The sequence below is a fragment of the Thiomicrorhabdus sp. genome (assembly GCF_041583835.1).
GTDB lineage: Bacteria > Pseudomonadota > Gammaproteobacteria > Thiomicrospirales > Thiomicrospiraceae > Thiomicrorhabdus.
Map to the genome: position 1 here is coordinate 18,359 of NZ_JBFHFC010000014.1, position 17,162 is coordinate 35,520.

The following is a 17,162-nucleotide window of genomic DNA, read 5'->3' on the forward strand; positions in this document are numbered from 1 at the left end:
ATGTGATTCAACGGAAAGAGTAAATTCCGTTTTCAAAATTATATGAATTTAAAAAAATGATAGGTTTGATTGTACAAAACACAGCCGAGAATACAACTAAAAAAATTATGGGATTCAACCGATTCGCGCAAATTCGGACTTAAAAATGTAGCCTGCAAAAAAGCTTCTTCTTCCGAAAAACCCCATGAAATCGACTTCAATCGACATGAGCCTGAAGCAGGTTTTTACTGATACTGACGGCAAACAGCAACAGGAGTAAACCGATCAAAGAGAACATCAGTGCATAAGACACATTAGCGTACTCCCACAGCTGTCCGACGATCAGGTTACCTAGCGCCATTGCCACCGCCGTGCCCAGATAAAACACGCCGTAAGCTTTGCCTTTTCCGTAGGCGGTTTGGCCGATACGGGCACGCAAAGCATTCAAACCCGACACCATGAAAATCCCCTGAAGCACGAAAGCGATCACAATCGCCACGGTATTTTGAGAAAACAGCAAAGCAACCGACAAAACACCCGCCCACAAACTGACGACCAATAACAACTTCGCACCATGTGAATCCAAACGCTTACCGACACGGTAACTGATCAAGGTTTGCGTCAATGCAGACACCACCAACAATAATGGCAACCATTGAGTTGCTATGCCGATTTCACTGCCGCGCATCACCATAAAAGCATCGTTAAGCATGAAAAAAACAGCCAGAAAATAAACGCCGAACCAGGCCCATAAGGTCACGTCAAACACCTGAGGGACAGACTGATTTCCGAAACGGTTTTGCTTTTTAAGCGCTTCTGAATCAGACTCGTCCACCGTATCTTTTACCGGTGTATTTAAACGCTCTTTGACGAAGAAAATCAGAATCAAAACCCCGATCACCCCCGGGATAATGGTTATTTCAAAAATGAATCGAATCCATTCAGGCGACTGCCCCAACCAGCTTAGCAATACAAAAGCAATCAAGCCGCCAACGGTCTCTCCGGCGATGTCCAGCGTTTTATGAACCCCGAATGCACGTCCCTGACTGTGTTGCTCAGCGGAGGCGGAAATCAGTACATCTTTCGGAGCGCTACGAATCGCCTTGCCTAAGCGTTCGGTCGCACTGATGGCGGCCACGCCGACCCAACTCGTTGTAAATGCAAACAACGGCTTTAGGATTGCCGACAAGCCGTAACCGGCCAACAACAAAGGTTTAGTGACTTGGAGACGGTCGCTGAGCCAACCGCCCAACCAACGAAAAAGATAGGATACCAAGGTCGTAATAGCCAAGACGTAACCAAGCTTGTCCATCCCTTGATTAAGAACCAAAACCACATAAATCGGAATCAGCGGTTTGATCATCGCCGTCGCCAGATCGGTAAAGAAACTGACCCAACCCAGCGCCCAGATGTTACGAGAAGCTTTGAACATAGCCATCACTTTGTATTTAGAAAACAGCAAGCCCTATATGAATCAATGCCTCTATCAAAACGAATATAGAAGGCCGAAAAGTTTTCAAAACATCATACAACGAACGACGGTGATGACAACGACAATATCCGTTAATATCCGTTAGAATGCCGGATCGATGTTTCCGCCGATACTGCTATTACAACGGAACCAACCGGCAATACTGACTCTTGGATGATGTGTGACCAACACCTCATGCGGAATTTGCTCGCTCATGAAAATCGCCAACTTACCCATTTCCGGAGTGACAACCGCCAACTTCGCACTGGAATCCTCATTATAAAGAATCAATTCTCCGCCCCACTCCGGCTGCCAATCGGGATTCAAATAAAGCACGGTGGTCACCATACGATTGGCGCGGCCGCGAAAGCTGTCTAAATGTTTCTTATAAAAATCGCCTTGCTTATACACTGCAAAATGACATTCGTACTCGAACAACCCTAAAAACAAAGCTTGGTTGAGTTGATACTGCAACTGTGCCATCTGCTGAAGATAAACGTTTTGTGCGACGGTCAAACCGTCAATCCACTTGATCTGGTCGCGCCGGATATCTTTATTCAGTTGGTGTACGTCTCCCCGACCGATCCCGGCACGCTGCAACTCGCCTTCTTCATCATAGGTTTCGACCTCTTCCAACAACGCTTGGCACAGTTCGTCGGAAACCGCATTAGGCCATTCAAACCAACCTTGTTCAACCAAGGCATCCAATAATTGATCAACGATTTTAGGGGTTAAATCCAATGACATGCGCACACCTCAAATTAGAGCGCGCGGATTATCCCTCCAAGTCTTTCTTTTAGCAATAAAAATTAGCAAAATCGGTCGAATAAAAACAGGAGCATTTCAAGCCAATTTATTAACAAGAAAATAAATGAAAATGGTGTGTGATTTCAAAAGGCGGAAAAGACAAACTCAAAGAACGGAACTAAAGGCTAAGCCGGGGAATCGGGGCATCCATCGTTGCGGCAATCGCAAGAATCAATTCGCGCTCTACCTCGGCAATCTGACCGTCGTATTGCGCACAAACAACCAGGCCTTGCAGAATCCGGTCTTTTAATTCCAAAGAACAATGCGCCAGCTTTTCAGTGGCACGGTCAAAGTCGTTTGCCGAATAGGACTGTACTTTCGCCATTCTTTCAAAAGACAACCCAACCTTTTCCATCCCTTTACGGTAGGCCTGTTCGATCCGTTCTTGCCGTTCGGCATCATGACCGTAATGCGCCAGCATCGACATCAACAACTGCACTTCAATCGCAACGGCATTGATTTTACGGTAGCGGATTTTACGGGCCTTACTGAATCCGAAATGCACATCCAAAAAGTGCGTCACCAAACGATATAACGTCTGCTCGTAAATATCCGCCTGATGATCCAATTGAATAATTTCATCCATCAGGGTTTTAAAACGCGCATATTGCGGTTCGGAAAGCGATTTTAAAGACGGCATCGCCATTTCAACCAAAGGCAATTCATCTTCCAAGCCGATTTTCTGCAGTCGTAGAAAAAGCGCCGCCACGCTGCCTTTCAAACCTTTAAAGTCAGCCGCATCCAACAACGTCGAAACGTCCTTATCCAGCACCCTCTCCGGAGATGCATTTACCGATTGCATCACAGACTTGGATCGCGATTCTCCCCTTTCCTGACCGCTTTGTTTTGGCGGGCGAAGCAGTAACGCCACCACTAAGGCAACCGCCTCGTTAGGCTCCTGTATTTGCTCGAGCAACAGTCCATATTCGGTTGTGGCGTCGGAAATAATTTCGGATTCGGAGTCCGTCTTAAGCTCGGGCGTCAAACTATCGCCAAGCACCGCTGCGGTCGCCAAAGTTTGCATGAATTTCTCGGCACTCGGCGTGCTTTCAGCTTTCTCTTGCGCTGTCGGCTGTGCTTGAGGCGGGATTGGTAATAGATACTCGCCGTCCCAACCCGGTTCCAATAATCGAATTCGCTCTTCCAGAGGAGGATGGGTGGCAAACATGAAATTGAAATAGCTGTCGAACACCTGACCAAAAAACAGATGGGTCACTTGAGAGGTGTCGGTTTTGCTCAATCGGGAACCGTACGCTTCACCGCCAATGACCTTTAGCGCATCGGCCACGGCTTCCGGGTTGCGCGTAAACTGCACTGCCGATGCGTCGGCAAGGTATTCGCGTTGTCGACTCACCGCAGCCTGGATGATTCGTCCGAACAGCACACCAATCCAGCCGATCAAACGTAAAACGATTCCGGCCAAAATGATCGCTCCCGATCCTTTACCGCTTGAACGGCGTCGGGAGCCGAAAGAACGGCTGGAAGCCCGAGTACTTTGAGTGAAAATACGGCCGATGATGCCGACGAACTCAATCCCGGTAATGAGCATGATCAGTTTAATATTAAGGCGCATATCGCCGTTCAGGATATGACTGAACTCGTGACCGACAACCCCTTGCAACTGGGCGCGATTGAGTTTTTCGATCGCCCCCTGTGTTAAACCGATGATCGCATCGGTCGGCGTCAAACCGGCGGCAAAAGCATTGATCGCGGTTTCGTCGGGAAGAATATAGACTTCGGGAACCGGCATGCCCGAAGCAATCGCCATCTCTTCCACCACATTCAAAATCTTACGTTCGTTGAAGTCGGAGGTATTGGGCTGAATCTTTCGACCGCCCAAGGAAAGCGCCACGACACGTCCACCCTTGGAAAGTTCACGCCCCTTAACATAAGAGCTGATCAGCGCCCCCAAAAGAATGAACGCCGCCACGCCGGCAAACAGCCAATAGTCATTGGCCGTCAAACTGTAAAATTCAGAACCGCGCGGCAAAGACTGAAAACCGAGCATGCGCAGCAGAACCAACAATACCCAACTGCTGATAACGGTTAAAGCCGTCAAAGACAGCACATAAACCAAAATCAGCCAGCGAGTGCTTTTACGGGCGCGATCTTGCGAGGCGTAAAAATTCATGGCCGCAACCGTTCAATCGACAACCTGCCGGATTAGAAAGCGACTTTCGGCGCTTGTTGAATCTGCTCGCTGTCGGCAAATTCCAATAACTCGGCATCTCTCGGATGTCCGAAAACCGGTGCGAAAAGAATCGGCGGAAAACTCTGACGATAAGTGTTGTAAGCCATAACCGAATCGTTAAATGCCTGACGGGCAAATGCCACGCGGTTTTCGGTGGTGCTGAGCTCTTCGGTCAACTGCATCATATTTTCATTGGTCTTGAGATTGGGATAGGCTTCCATCACCACGTTCAAACGAGACAAAGCACCGCCCAATATCCCTTCCGCCTGAGAGAGATGTTGAATCGCGGAAGCTTCCCCGGGATTAGCGGCGGCCGCTTTCAGAAAAGCCGCTGCTTCGTTACGCGCCGCCACGACCGCTTCAAGCGTTTCACGCTCGTGAGCCATCGCTTTCTTCGCAACTTCAATCAAGTTGGGAATCAAATCGTAACGACGTTTAAGTTGAACCTCGATCTGAGCAAAACTGTTTTGAAAACGGTTTTTCAACGTCACAAGCGTGTTGTAGATATTAATTAAATAAATAATCAATAAAACGATCAGCGCTAAAATCACAATCAATGCCGTACCCATAACCACTCCTTTTCGCCGTTTTTTTTTGAAAGCCTTCGCCAAAACCTAACCGGTCCGCTCAAATCGTTTTCGGTTAGGCTGTCTCTCTGTCCGAGGTTTTCATCTCGATGTTCAATATACAAGAAATTCATCTAAAGACAAATCGCATCGATCCCTCAACCCCCGTAAAAAACAAATTCTTAAGTTCGTCGACGACAAATCAAACCGAAAAATTAACTTCAATCCGGGTTTTATCTTTATTTAAGGGGTTTAGAGCGAATGAAAAAACACTATAATGAAAAAACCTAAATTCATTTATCGACTGCGCGGCTTTGTCGGCACAGCTACAACGAGGTAACTAAATATGTCTAAGTTGATCAATGCCATCCTACTGAGTGCTTTTGCATGGCTATTCATCGTACCGTCGGCGCACGCCGATGCTTACAACGATACCGTTAATCGCTTCCATAAAGCCAACCAATCCAAAGACTTCTTTAAGGACGCTTACGGATTTGCGGTTTTCCCGACCGTAGGTAAAGCGGGGATCGGAATCGGCGGCGCTTACGGTGAAGGACGTGTTTACCGCGGGTTGAAACACGTCGGCGATACCACGGTCACTCAATTGAGTATCGGTTTTCAGCTAGGCGGCCAAGCATACAGCCAGATCATTTTCTTTCAAGACAAGCGTGCCTTCGACGAATTCACCAGCGGCAGCTTTGAATTCTCGGCTCAAGCGAGTGCTGCGATCATAACGGCCGGCGCGACGGCAGAAGCGTCTACCAAAGGGGCCAGCGCTTCCGCCGGATTGACTCAAGACAGCAACACCAGCGAAGGCCAATACTATAAAGGCATGGCGGCTTTCATTATCATCAAAGGTGGTTTGATGTACGAAGCATCAATTTCTGGACAACGATTCAGTTACACACCTAAGTAATAGTAGACAACCAAATTTTAAAGGGCTGACCAGCCCTTTTTTATCGTTAAAAACAATGATTTGCGAGCGAGACGGCCATAGAAAATGCCGTTTCCAATTCAGAAATGAACACCCTCGCCAATCGAACGCTTTAGCGTCCAATAACAGAAAGAGAAATTTATGGATTTTAGTTTTGTCACCGATTTCTTAAACATAATCGCAGGCTGGATGAAACCTTACTTAGGGGAAATCGGGCTATCAATGGCCGCCACCCTTTTGGTTATATACGGCGACGACATCACCAATCTTGTCAAACGCCAGATAGGTTCTCTGCAATTCTTCTTGAAAATCACGCTATTTGTACTGTTCTGCGCTTTCGGTTTTGCGCTGATCACCTCGTTTATTACTCCGTTATTAGTAAACCTGTTACGGGATATAAACGACGCCTGGCTACCAATCGTGATTATCGGCGGATTCTACCTGATCGGCTTAGGGGCCCAGAAGAAAGGCATGATTTAATTCTGAACCGCTAATCTCGTAATTCGGGCATAGTCACTGAATTACAGGCAAAAAAAAGCCCAAAACCGTTGTTTACCGTTTTGGGCTTTTTGCTTTTCAGACACCGTATGCCGAATGTCTGATTCAACCATCAACAAATCGATTAGCTGCGGCTGGTCACTTGTAGCAAGTGGTAACCGAATTGCGTCTTAACCGGGCCTTCAACCGAACCCACTTCCGCACTGAATACCACTTTATCAAATTCCGGCACCATCATTCCCGGTCCGAACTGACCTAGATCACCGCCGCTACGGCCGGAAGGACAATTTGAATGCTCCTTAGCCAACTCTGCAAAATCGGCACCGTTGGCGATTTGCTCTTTCAATTCATTACACTGTTCTTCGGTATCTACCAAAATATGACGCGCCGTCGCTAAAGTCATGCTATTTCCTTCATTATCAAATTATCGTAATCAATCGCAGGATTGTATCCTACAGATAGGCTATATGTAGAGACATTTTCCATTACTTTCAACCCCTTTTAGGGTGTTTTTCCGCTTTTTTATGACGTAAATGCACGCGCTCATTTATAATAGCGCTTATGAAAAAATCGATGCAATCTTCCAATACCGCTTACGCCTCTATTCCGATGGAATCCGTGGGGCCGTTTAAACTGATCGGCGACGTCGAAACCGATGATCTGATGGTGCCGATGGCGACCTACGAATCGCCACTTTGGCCTTCCGTGGCGCGTGGAGCTCGGGTCTCGGCAAGAGCAGGCGGCATTCGCGTTACGGTCGTCGACGAACGTATGACACGCTCAATCTTATTGGAAGCGCCACATGCCGGAGTCGCGTCCCTGCGCTTGCAGCAAATTCAAAGCCGTCATGCAGACCTTCAACAAGTGGTATCGCAGAGCAGCCGATTTGCCAAACTGATCGACACCCATTTTCAGGTTGTCGGTAATTTGATCTATCTGCGTTTGGAGTTCACCACCGGCGACGCTTCCGGACACAATATGGTAACGAATGCGGCGGACAAGATTATCCCGTGGATTCTGAATGAATACGAAGACCTAAAATACGTTTCCATCTCCGCCAACTATTGCACCGATAAAAAAGTATCGGCCGTCAACGGCATACTGGGACGCGGTAAATACGTGGTCTGCGAAACCACCATTTCACGCAAACTCTGCCAGCGTTATTTGAAAACCACGCCGGAAGCGATTGTTGACCTGCACATCAAAAAAGACCTGATCGGCAGCATTGTTTCCGGCGGCTTGCGTAGCGCCAATGCTCATGTGGCCAATATGCTGTTGGGCTTTTATCTGGCGACCGGCCAGGATGCCGCCAATATCGTCGAAGGCTCCCAAGCGATCAACCATGTAGAAGTGAATGCCGAGGGCGATCTCTACTTTTCCACGACATTGCCCAACCTGATCGTCGGTAGCGTCGGTAACGGTAAAGGACTGGATTTCGTCTTAGAGAATCTGCAACAGCTTGGGTGTGCCAATCCGGATGTCGAACCGGGCGTGAATTCGCGCCGTCTCGCTTGTATTGCCGGAGCGACCGCTTTATGCGGCGAACTGTCCTTGCTGGCGGCACAGACCAATCCCGGAGAATTAATGGAAGCCCACATCAAGCTCGAACGCGCGGAAAAAGCCTAGCATGACGCAGATCACGCAACGCAAACAGGATCACATCGATGCGGTTCTAAACGATCCGCAGGTGGAGCGCCGACAAAGTGAGTTCGATTCGATTCAACTCATGCACCGTGCCTTGCCGGAATTCGATTTTGCGGCCATTGATACCCAAACCCGCTTCCTAGATAAATCGATTTCCTTTCCGTTCTTGATTGCTTCGATGACCGGCGGTGCCGCGCAGAATTTACAACAGATCAACCGCCATTTAGCGGAAGCCGCAGAGACCTGCCAAGTTCCGTTGGCCGTTGGTTCGCAGCGCACCATGATTCAGGACGAAGCCGCCAGACAAAGCTTCCAACTACGCCAATACGCCCCTTCGGTTCCACTGATTGCCAATATCGGTGCCGTACAACTCAACTACGGATTTGGCATCGAACAGGCGCAGCGTGCGGTCGAAACTCTCGAAGCGGATGCGCTCTACTTGCACCTGAACCCGCTACAGGAAATCATCCAACCCGAAGGCGACACTAACTTTAGCGGATTGGCCGATAAAATCGCCAAACTGGTCGAAAAGCTGGAGGTCCCGGTGATCCTAAAAGAAGTCGGTTGCGGTCTTTCTCCTGCCGACATCGAGTTAGGACTGCAAGCCGGCATCCGCTACTTTGACGTTGCCGGCCGCGGCGGCACCTCCTGGAGTCGAATCGAAGCACACCGTGCCGAAAACGATCTCGGTTTTGAATTTCAGGACTGGGGGCTCACGACCGTGCAGTCGCTTGTTCTGGCACAACCCTATCAACAGCAAGCCGATTTTATTGCCAGCGGCGGCATACGAAACGGCATCGACATGATAAAAGCTGTTATAATGGGGGGTCGACTGTGCGGCGTTGCCGCTCCGTTACTTGCGCCCGCACTGGATTCTACTCAGGCCGTAGTCGCAAAAATAGAACAATTTAAACAGGAGTTCGCCACGGCGCAATTTCTGTTGGGCGTGCCGACTTCCGACGCCCTGCATTTAAACACCCAGCTCGTCCTCCAGCAGCCGAGCCTAAAGTGTTAAGTTAAACACCATAAACCAAAACATAAAGATTCTGCTTTGAATATGAACGTAGGCATAGACTTAATCCATTTTTCCACTTCAGATTACTACTTAGGCCTTGATGTCTTTGCTGAAGAAAAAAATATCGACGTTGATAAATTCTATATTGGAATAGGACAGGAAAAAATGTCGATCGCGCCGCCCGACGAGGACGTGGTCAGCCTGGCGGCAAAAGCTGCGGCGCCGATTTTGGAGCAGATCGATAAAAACACGATCAGCGCGGTTCTATTTGCGACCGAATCCGGCGTGGATCAATCCAAGTCGGCGGGGGTCTTTCTGCATGGTTTGCTCGGCCTGTCTTCACGCTGCCGCGTAATTGAATTCAAACACGCCTGCTACTCCGGGGCTGCGGCATTGCAGATGGCCACAACGATGGTACGTGCCAATCCAAAGGAAAAAGTATTGGTCATCGCTGCAGACATCGCCAAGTACGATGTCGACACCTCCGGTGAAGCCACTCAAGGTTGCGGTGCAGTCGCCATGCTGATCACCGAATCGCCACGCATTATCGCAATCGAACCGGGCTCGGGTTACCACACCGAAGACGTCATGGACTTCTGGCGTCCGAATCAGCGTAAAACCGCTTTAGTGGATGGTAAATATTCGACTAAAGTGTACCTGCACAGTCTTAAACAAGCGTGGCAGCACTTTACCGAAGAGACCGGAAAGACCTTCTCCGACATCAACCATTTCTGCTACCACATCCCATTTACCAAAATGGCGGAAAAGGCACACCAGACCTTAGCGAAAGTGGCCGGAGTCAAGTTGACCGAGGAAGAATTCCAAGCACAGACACTGCCTAGCCAGATTTATAACCGTATCGTGGGTAACAGCTACAGCGCATCGTTATTTGTCGGCTTCTGCTCGTTATTGGATAACTTGAAAGAAAACCTCGCCGATCGCCGCATCAGCTTTTTCAGCTACGGTTCGGGATGTGTCGCCGAATTCTTCACAGGCTTGATGCAGCCGGGCTATGAATCCGTATTGATGACGAGTAGCCATACCCGACAAATCGAACAGCGCGAACCTTTGACCTATGCCCAATACTTGGCGTTTTACCACCAAGTGGACGACGATGTTGAAAACATCGAGTTTGAGGTTAATAATAAAGGGCCGTACCGTCTTGCCGGCATTAAAGATCACAAGCGCTACTACGAAACCGTCTGACTCATTTAATCCATAACTCAGGGCAAAGGAGAATCGCACATGAGGACTTGTTGTTCCGTGCCCTCCAAACTGATTCTTTCGGGCGAACACGCCGTCCTATACGGCTGCCCCGCTCTGAGCATGGCAATTGATCTCGAAACCCGCTGCACCTTGATGGACGACGAAGCTTCCGTCGACCTACCCGGCTTTACCGTTTCCCTGAAGAACTTTGATTTAAAACAGCATTTTTCTTTTGCAGAATGGCAGCATCAGGCAGAAAAAATTGACCAACGATTTGAAGATTTTCGTAGCGGTACAGCCCCAATCAACGCGGTATTGACCTCACCCTTTGATTTAATATTAATTACCTTGTCGAACCTCTGTCAAATACGCCCTTTTTGCCCGGCCAATTGGCAGATCGAAATCGAATCCAATGCTCCCATCGGGCGTGGGTTAGGGTCTTCGGCCGCGGTAATCGTCAGCCTAATCAAAACCATGCTGACCCAGTTGCACTGGCAAATGGACGATAAAGAACTACTTGAATTGGCAAAACGTATTGAAGCATACCAACACGGCCACTCCAGCGGAATCGATCCGGCCACCCTGCTGCATGGCGGCCTACTCAAATACCAATTACATCAAAAGCCACAGCCGCTCGCTAATCGGCCGTTTAATGCGTGGTTGATCGATACCGGAAAACCTCAGAGCACAACCGGCGAGTGCGTGACGTGGGTCAAACAACACCATCAAAATGACAAAAACCTTTGGCAGTCGTTTTCAATCACGACACATCAAATAGAACAGGCTTGGTCAAATTGGGATCAGAACATTTTGAAACAAGCCATTGACCGAAATCATCAACTATTGTGTCGAATCGGCGTGGTGCCAAACCGAATTCAGAGTTTTATCGAAACCCTCAGAGGCAACTTAAACGCGAGCTGTAAAATTTGTGGCGCGGGCAGTATTGCCGGTGAATCGGCAGGCATGCTGTTATGCATCAGCGAAAACTCGCCGGCGGATTTATGTCGGGCAAACGGCTATCATTTCAGACCGTTGAAAATACAATCGCAAGGAGTGCAGTGTGAACTGGCTTAGCCGAGCTCCCGCCAATCTAATGTTACTGGGCGAGCACAGTGTAGTCTATGGCTACCCAGCTTTGGCCTGTGCCGTTGACCAATTCATACAAATTGAATGGCAGAAAATTGATGACGAACAAATCTGTATCGAATCCACGTTGGCAAATTATCAGTTCACACTGCAAGAACTCAAAGACGAACCACTAGAGAACTTCGAACACCCAAAACTGCGTTTCATCATCCACGCCCTCAAAGCGTTTGCCCCCCACCTGAAGCACGGCTTGCAGATCGTTATTCACAGTGAATTTTCTTCCACCATTGGCTTGGGAAGTTCCGCTGCCGTCTTGGCCGCCGGTTTACACGGACTCAATAAAATAACTGAGCGAAATCTTGAGACTTCGGAATTGTTTCAAATTGGTCGTAAAATCATTATCGCGATACAAGGACGAGGCTCTGCAACCGATCTGGCTGCGAGCCTGTCAGGCGGACTCATCTATTTTCAGCCGCAGACGCCGGAACACGACGCTGAAATTTTTCAATTAAACTCTTTAAGCATCGAAGAACTGCCCCTGACTTTGATCTACAGCGGATACAAAACGCCTACCGCCGACGTTTTGAAGCAAGTCGCGGAAAAATGGCAAGCCCAAGAACCGCTGTTAAACCAACTCTACCAACTGATGGGAAACACGACCCATCAGGCCGGAACAGCTCTATCGGAGCGGGAATACCCAGAATTTTACCGCTTATGCGAAGTCTACCAAGGACTCATGGAAGCCTTGGGCGTTTGTGATGAAACCCTATCGAACTTAATCTATAAAATGCGTCGCTGCGGCGACATAAAAGCGAGCAAAATCTCCGGTTCCGGGCTGGGGGATTGCGTCTTAGGATTCGGACAATTACAGAACTGTCCGAAAGACATCTCGACGTATTTTAGCGACTATCAACAAATCGCCGTGCAGATCACCCCGCTAGGCGCCGACACCGAAACCCTGTATTAATAAACCGATAGTCGAAAACGAACAACGAGCGATAACGAAATAATTAGACGGAAAACCAGAAAACATGTCATTTGAAACCACCGCCAGCCTCAGCCCACAAGATTTTGTTAATCAAGTCATCGGCCACACGCAGAATCATTCGGCCTTAGCCAATCCGAAAGCCGAAGGCTTTGGAGAAGCGCCGGTCAATATCGCACTGAGCAAATACTGGGGAAAACGCGAAAAAACCTTAAACTTACCGATTAACGGCAGCGTCTCCATCAGCTTACCGGGATTAGGCACACAAACGGAACTGACTTTGACTGAAGGGAAAGAAGATCAAATCGTTTTAAACGACAAACTTCTGGAACCGTACCATCCGTTTGCACAACGCTTGAGCCGTTTTCTGGACTATTTCCGTGCCACTAAAAATACGGCCTTCCAAGTCGACACGGTCAACAGCGTTCCGACCGCGGCCGGCCTGGCTTCTTCTGCTTCGGGTTATGCCGCACTGGTTTTGGCTTTAAACGACTTATTTCAATGGAATCTACCGCTGGAAAAACTTTCCTTGTTAGCGCGCCTCGGGAGCGGAAGCGCCAGTCGCTCGCTTTATCCGGGTTTTGCCGTCTGGCACAAAGGCGTGCAATCGGACGGCATGGACAGCTATGCGGAAGCCATCGACACTCAATGGCCCGAACTATGCATTGGTTTATTAAAAGTGGATGTCAGCGAAAAGCCGGTCGGTTCCAGCGTCGGCATGCAACAGACGGTCGACACCTGCGAACTCTACCAGGCTTGGCCGGATAAAGCGACGAAAGACATGCAGACTATCCAAACGGCGATTAACGATCGTGATTTCAGCCTGTTGGGAAAAACAGCGGAACACAATGCGTTGAGCATGCACGCTACCATGATCGCCACCTGGCCGCCGATCGTTTACTGGCAACCGGAATCCGTGGCGGCAATGCATAAAATCTGGCAGCTTCGCCAACAAGGTGTTGAAGTTTATTTCACGATGGATGCGGGACCGAATTTGAAACTGCTGTTCCTAGAAACAGAAAAGCCTGCGATATTGCAGGCTTTTCAAGAGATGGATGTTATTCAACCGTTTAAGGGTTAATCACTTAATCCGTCATTTCACTACCGACAAAGTCGGTTTCTTCTTAGCGGATTTGGATTTATCGGTTTTTGAAGAAGCCGGCTTATCGCCGTCGTCTTTGACCGCCGACAAACTCGGCTTACTCGAACTTGCAATTTCTTCTTCCGGATAAGGTTCCGCCGGGAACGGCATCCCTTGTCCGTTTTCTCGTGCAAAAATCGCCAATACCGCTTCAGGCGGAAAACCGACTCTCTGTTCAACGCCCTGGAAACGTGCTTTGAACTGGAACCAGTCGTTCTTCATATCCAGTCCGATAACGGCTGAAGGCGCAATATTCAAAACGATCACACCTTCCTGAGCGAACTGTTGTGGCACCTCAATCCCCGGATAGTTCGCGTCCACCTGAACATGAGGCGTCCACTCGTTATCCACCATCCATTCGTACATCGCACGAATGATATAAGGACGATTCGAAATCATTAGATCACGTCTCTCATATCAAGCTCGTCATCAGACAAACTTTCGGTAAACATCTCTCTTTCCAGGACTTTCTTTGCATAGTCCAGAATCGGTTTCGCCGACTTCGGAAGATCGATACCCAATGAAGGTAAACGCCATAAGAGAACGGCCATACTGACATCCACCAACGAGTATTCGTCGTTCATGAAGTAAGGCTTGTGGTCAAACACAGGAATCAGTTGAATCAAACGCTCAAGCAAATCGCGACGCGCTTTTTTAACTTCTTCTGGATCCTGGCTATTACTGACGGTTTCAACCAGCGGATACCACTCTTTTTCAATTTGACGCAACATCTGACGCGCGCGCGCTTTAGAAATCGGGTCAACCGACATCAATGGCGGATGCGGAAAACGCTCGTCCAAATACTCGATAATTACCTGAGGATCATACAATACTAAATCGCGATCCACTAAAGTCGGTAAAGTCCCGTAAGGATTTAATTCCAACAAGTCTTCCGGCAAATTTCCTTCTTCAACGGAAATCACTTCCAAAGGAATGTCTTTCTCTTTTGCCACTAAACGCACACGGTGGGAACTTGGGCTCTTCGGATCGGAAAACAGCACCATAACAGAACGTTTAGTAATTGGAATATCGGACATCTAAGCTCTCCTAAGCTAAAAAACAACGAAATGATATTTTTTTAAGTATTTGAATAGTATACCACCCCTTGTCAAGCCCCCTAGAAAACCCCAGGAACGTAGAAGGCCTTTTCAAGATAACCGTGGATTTACATTCAATCTTCACTCAAGTCTACAAGGTGCTTGCAAGGGGCTATTAATGCTAAATCAGCAACAATGTTTTGCATAATCGACCATTTTTCAAAAACATTAATTTTCTTAAACTATAGTTAATTCCAAATTGTTTAAAACAATCCCTAATTTAATATCTTCGAGGAAATAAACATGACCAACCTAGTTCGTATCGATGCCAGCGCAAGATTCGAAGACTCCCAATCCAAACAACTGGCGGATTTTTTCGAACAGCAATGGCGAGCTAAAAATCCGAATGGCGAAGTACAACATCACGATCTAACCAAACTCAAACTCGACCATATCGATGTTGAATTTATCAACGCCATGTATACCCATGAAGCGGAAAGGACAATCGAACAGAAGCAGCTTCTTGAGTTATCGAACCACTTGGTTAATGAACTGAAAAACGCAGACAGCCTCCTGATCAGTACGCCAATGTATAATTTTTCCGTACCGTCATATCTGAAAACTTACATCGACTTGATCACCCGAGTCGGAGAAACGTTTCGTTACGGCGAGAACGGCCCGGAAGGATTATTGACCATCCCGCAGGCAGTGTTAATCGTAACTTCCGGCGGCGACTACACACAACCGCCAATGGATGCGATGAATTTCGTCACCCCCTATCTTAAAACGGTATTAGGATTCAACGGCATCACCTCGGTTAACGTTATCGAAGCGCAGGGAATGAATATGGGTGGAGACAAACAACAACAAAGTTTGGACAACGCACGTCAAGCCATACAAAAGCTCTTCGTTTAAATCTAAAAACAGGCGTATAAATTTACGCCTGTTTTCGTTCTCATGCTTTCAGGATTCTTTCAAACCGAAGCCAATGCCTTGTTGAATGTCCGAATATCCTTGCTGTAATGCGAATAATCTATCCACCCCCAAAGCGACGCCGCTGCAATCAGGCAATGGATTTTTCTCAAGCGTTTCCAGCAACCTTTCATCCAACGGCACCTCGGGCAAATCTAAATCCCTGCGCTGTGACAAGGATTCGCTGAAACGCTGACGGTAAGCTTTGGCATCGGCCAGTTCGTGATAACCGTTCGCCAACTCCATACCATTTACAAACACTTCAAAACGCTCCGCCACCATAGGATCTTCTGCACTGATCTGAGCCAACGCCGCATCTCTGGCAGGATAGTGATACAAAACGGTAACGGCCTCTTTTCCAAGCTGAGATTCGATCACTTCGGTCAGTACCAACTGTTCCCATAACGCCTTATCGTCGGCATCGACACCGACGATTTCCGGTACGCCATGAGACTGTAAGCATTCGATGCATTGTTGCGACGAAGCCCGGGCGATGTTTTCTATTCCGGCATATTGCCGAAAGGCCTGTTGATAAGAGAGACGCTCAACCGGTAACCCAACAGTCAACACTGATTGGATCAACTCAACGACTTCATCGATCAAATCGAACATGGAAAACCCGAGTCGATACCACTCAAGCATGGTGAATTCCACCTGATGACGCGGACTTAAATCACCGTCCCTGAACACCTTACCCAAATAGAAAATATCACCGCTGCCCATACACAACAAACGCTTCATCGGATATTCGGGAGAAGTGTGCAGATAAAATCGCTGCCGTTCCGATTCTCCCGGAACACGTACGTCGGTAAATAACGAATGCAAATGTACGTCAGGCACCCCGGCCCGAGAAAGAATCGGGGTATCCACTTCGGTGACCGAACGGGCATAAAAAAACGCCCGCAGCGTCTGTAACAACTGCGAGCGTTTTTTTAGCGTTCCTTGCAGCGAGTCATGCTCGCTGCTCAGACCGTTTTCAACAGGGTGTAGCTTATTTGGCACGTGAAACGTACTCACCCTTTTCAGTGTTCACGATGACTTTTTCGCCAATCTGAACAAACAATGGAACCTGAACAACCGCACCGGTATTCAAAGTCGCCGGCTTACCGCCGGTTCCCGCTGTATCACCTTTCAAACCGGGATCGGTTTCAACCACTTCCAAAGTAACCTGCTTAGGCGGAGTAACCGAAATAGGCTGGCCGTTGAACAACGTCACCGTACACATATCCTGTTCCGTCAACCACTTAGTGATATCGGCCACTGCCGCTTCTTCAGCTTGATATTGCTCAAAGCTTTCAGGATCCATAAAGTGCCAGTATTCACCATCGTTGTAAAGATATTGCAGATCGGTATCGACAACGTCGGCCGCATCGACTTTTTCACCTGATTTAAAGGTCTTTTCCAATACGCGACCTGTCACCAAGTTACGATATCTAACACGGTTGAATGCCTGACCTTTACCAGGTTGAACAATTGTATTTTCAATAATCGAACAAGGCTGGCCGTCCATTAAAAACTTTAAACCGCCTTTAAATTCATTTGTACTGTAAGTTGCCATATCTTTACCTAAGCTGTTGCCTTAAAATAATAACTTCAAAAATAAAATCAGACTATTTTAACTTAAAAGCCA

At 48.0% G+C, this 17,162-nt stretch carries 18 protein-coding genes; 9 read left to right on the forward strand and 9 right to left on the reverse strand.

Annotated features, from left to right (window positions below; genetic code table 11):
- Positions 1-196: 196 nt before the first annotated feature.
- From ABY044_RS08130 to ABY044_RS08145, 4 genes are all read right to left on the reverse strand, one after another.
- Positions 197-1,411 (reverse strand): MFS transporter, encoded by a 1,215-nt coding sequence (locus ABY044_RS08130; protein WP_373019762.1) that lies wholly within the window; start codon positions 1,409-1,411, stop codon positions 197-199.
- Positions 1,412-1,552: 141 nt separating this feature from the next.
- Complete coding sequence (locus ABY044_RS08135) at positions 1,553-2,197, reverse strand: 2OG-Fe(II) oxygenase (RefSeq protein ID WP_373019763.1); 645 nt, start codon at positions 2,195-2,197, stop codon at positions 1,553-1,555.
- A 178-nt stretch (positions 2,198-2,375) separates the two neighbouring features.
- Positions 2,376-4,388, reverse strand: a complete 2,013-nt coding sequence (locus tag ABY044_RS08140) for a M48 family metallopeptidase (protein ID WP_373019764.1) — start codon at positions 4,386-4,388, stop codon at positions 2,376-2,378.
- Between the two features lie 32 nt (positions 4,389-4,420).
- Positions 4,421-5,017, reverse strand: coding sequence for a LemA family protein (locus ABY044_RS08145; protein ID WP_373019766.1), 597 nt, complete (start codon positions 5,015-5,017; stop codon positions 4,421-4,423).
- A gap of 343 nt (positions 5,018-5,360) precedes the next feature.
- Between ABY044_RS08145 and ABY044_RS08150 the strand changes: the two genes are divergently transcribed.
- Positions 5,361-5,930 carry a YSC84-related protein gene (locus ABY044_RS08150; RefSeq protein WP_373019768.1) on the forward strand — a complete coding sequence of 190 codons (570 nt, stop codon included), beginning with the start codon at positions 5,361-5,363 and terminating at the stop codon, positions 5,928-5,930.
- A gap of 159 nt (positions 5,931-6,089) precedes the next feature.
- Complete coding sequence (locus ABY044_RS08155) at positions 6,090-6,428, forward strand: DUF3392 domain-containing protein (protein WP_373019770.1); 339 nt, start codon at positions 6,090-6,092, stop codon at positions 6,426-6,428.
- 142 nt (positions 6,429-6,570) lie between these two features.
- Here the strand turns inward: ABY044_RS08155 and ABY044_RS08160 are convergent, their stop codons facing one another.
- Positions 6,571-6,849, reverse strand: a complete 279-nt coding sequence (locus tag ABY044_RS08160) for a peptidylprolyl isomerase (RefSeq protein ID WP_373019772.1) — start codon at positions 6,847-6,849, stop codon at positions 6,571-6,573.
- A gap of 170 nt (positions 6,850-7,019) precedes the next feature.
- Between ABY044_RS08160 and ABY044_RS08165 the strand changes: the two genes are divergently transcribed.
- From ABY044_RS08165 to mvaD, 6 genes are all read left to right on the forward strand, one after another.
- Positions 7,020-8,072, forward strand: coding sequence for a hydroxymethylglutaryl-CoA reductase (locus tag ABY044_RS08165; protein WP_373019773.1), 1,053 nt, complete (start codon positions 7,020-7,022; stop codon positions 8,070-8,072).
- Position 8,073: 1 nt separating this feature from the next.
- A complete protein-coding gene (gene fni, locus ABY044_RS08170; protein WP_373019774.1) occupies positions 8,074-9,105 on the forward strand; it encodes a type 2 isopentenyl-diphosphate Delta-isomerase in 1,032 nt (343 codons plus the stop codon).
- Positions 9,106-9,147: 42 nt separating this feature from the next.
- Entirely contained in the window at positions 9,148-10,311 is a 1,164-nt protein-coding gene (locus ABY044_RS08175; RefSeq protein ID WP_373019776.1) for a hydroxymethylglutaryl-CoA synthase, read from the forward strand.
- 39 nt (positions 10,312-10,350) lie between these two features.
- A complete protein-coding gene (locus tag ABY044_RS08180) occupies positions 10,351-11,385 on the forward strand; it encodes a mevalonate kinase (RefSeq protein WP_373019778.1) in 1,035 nt (344 codons plus the stop codon).
- Entirely contained in the window at positions 11,372-12,364 is a 993-nt protein-coding gene (locus ABY044_RS08185) for a mevalonate kinase (RefSeq protein ID WP_373019780.1), read from the forward strand. Before ABY044_RS08180 ends, ABY044_RS08185 begins: the two co-directional genes overlap by 14 nt.
- A gap of 64 nt (positions 12,365-12,428) precedes the next feature.
- Positions 12,429-13,463: a diphosphomevalonate decarboxylase gene (gene mvaD, locus ABY044_RS08190; protein WP_373019782.1), complete on the forward strand. Its 1,035-nt coding sequence runs from the start codon at positions 12,429-12,431 to the stop codon at positions 13,461-13,463.
- Between the two features lie 12 nt (positions 13,464-13,475).
- Here mvaD and ABY044_RS08195 read toward each other — a convergent pair whose 3' ends face one another.
- Together ABY044_RS08195 and ABY044_RS08200 are read right to left on the reverse strand one after the other, a co-directional pair.
- Positions 13,476-13,922 carry a ClpXP protease specificity-enhancing factor gene (locus ABY044_RS08195; RefSeq protein ID WP_373019784.1) on the reverse strand — a complete coding sequence of 149 codons (447 nt, stop codon included), beginning with the start codon at positions 13,920-13,922 and terminating at the stop codon, positions 13,476-13,478.
- Positions 13,922-14,560: a glutathione S-transferase N-terminal domain-containing protein gene (locus ABY044_RS08200; RefSeq protein ID WP_373019785.1), complete on the reverse strand. Its 639-nt coding sequence runs from the start codon at positions 14,558-14,560 to the stop codon at positions 13,922-13,924. Before ABY044_RS08200 ends, ABY044_RS08195 begins: the two co-directional genes overlap by 1 nt.
- A 303-nt stretch (positions 14,561-14,863) precedes the next feature.
- Between ABY044_RS08200 and ABY044_RS08205 the strand changes: the two genes are divergently transcribed.
- On the forward strand, positions 14,864-15,475 hold the full coding sequence (locus ABY044_RS08205; RefSeq protein WP_373019786.1) for an FMN-dependent NADH-azoreductase: 612 nt from the start codon (positions 14,864-14,866) through the stop codon (positions 15,473-15,475).
- A gap of 48 nt (positions 15,476-15,523) precedes the next feature.
- On the opposite strand, the gene epmA is transcribed toward ABY044_RS08205, so the two are convergent.
- A complete protein-coding gene (gene epmA / locus ABY044_RS08210) occupies positions 15,524-16,534 on the reverse strand; it encodes an EF-P lysine aminoacylase EpmA (protein ID WP_373019787.1) in 1,011 nt (336 codons plus the stop codon).
- Positions 16,524-17,090 (reverse strand): elongation factor P, encoded by a 567-nt coding sequence (gene efp / locus ABY044_RS08215; protein ID WP_279420040.1) that lies wholly within the window; start codon positions 17,088-17,090, stop codon positions 16,524-16,526. The genes epmA and efp overlap by 11 nt, the downstream gene beginning before the upstream one ends.
- Positions 17,091-17,162 lie beyond the last annotated feature (72 nt).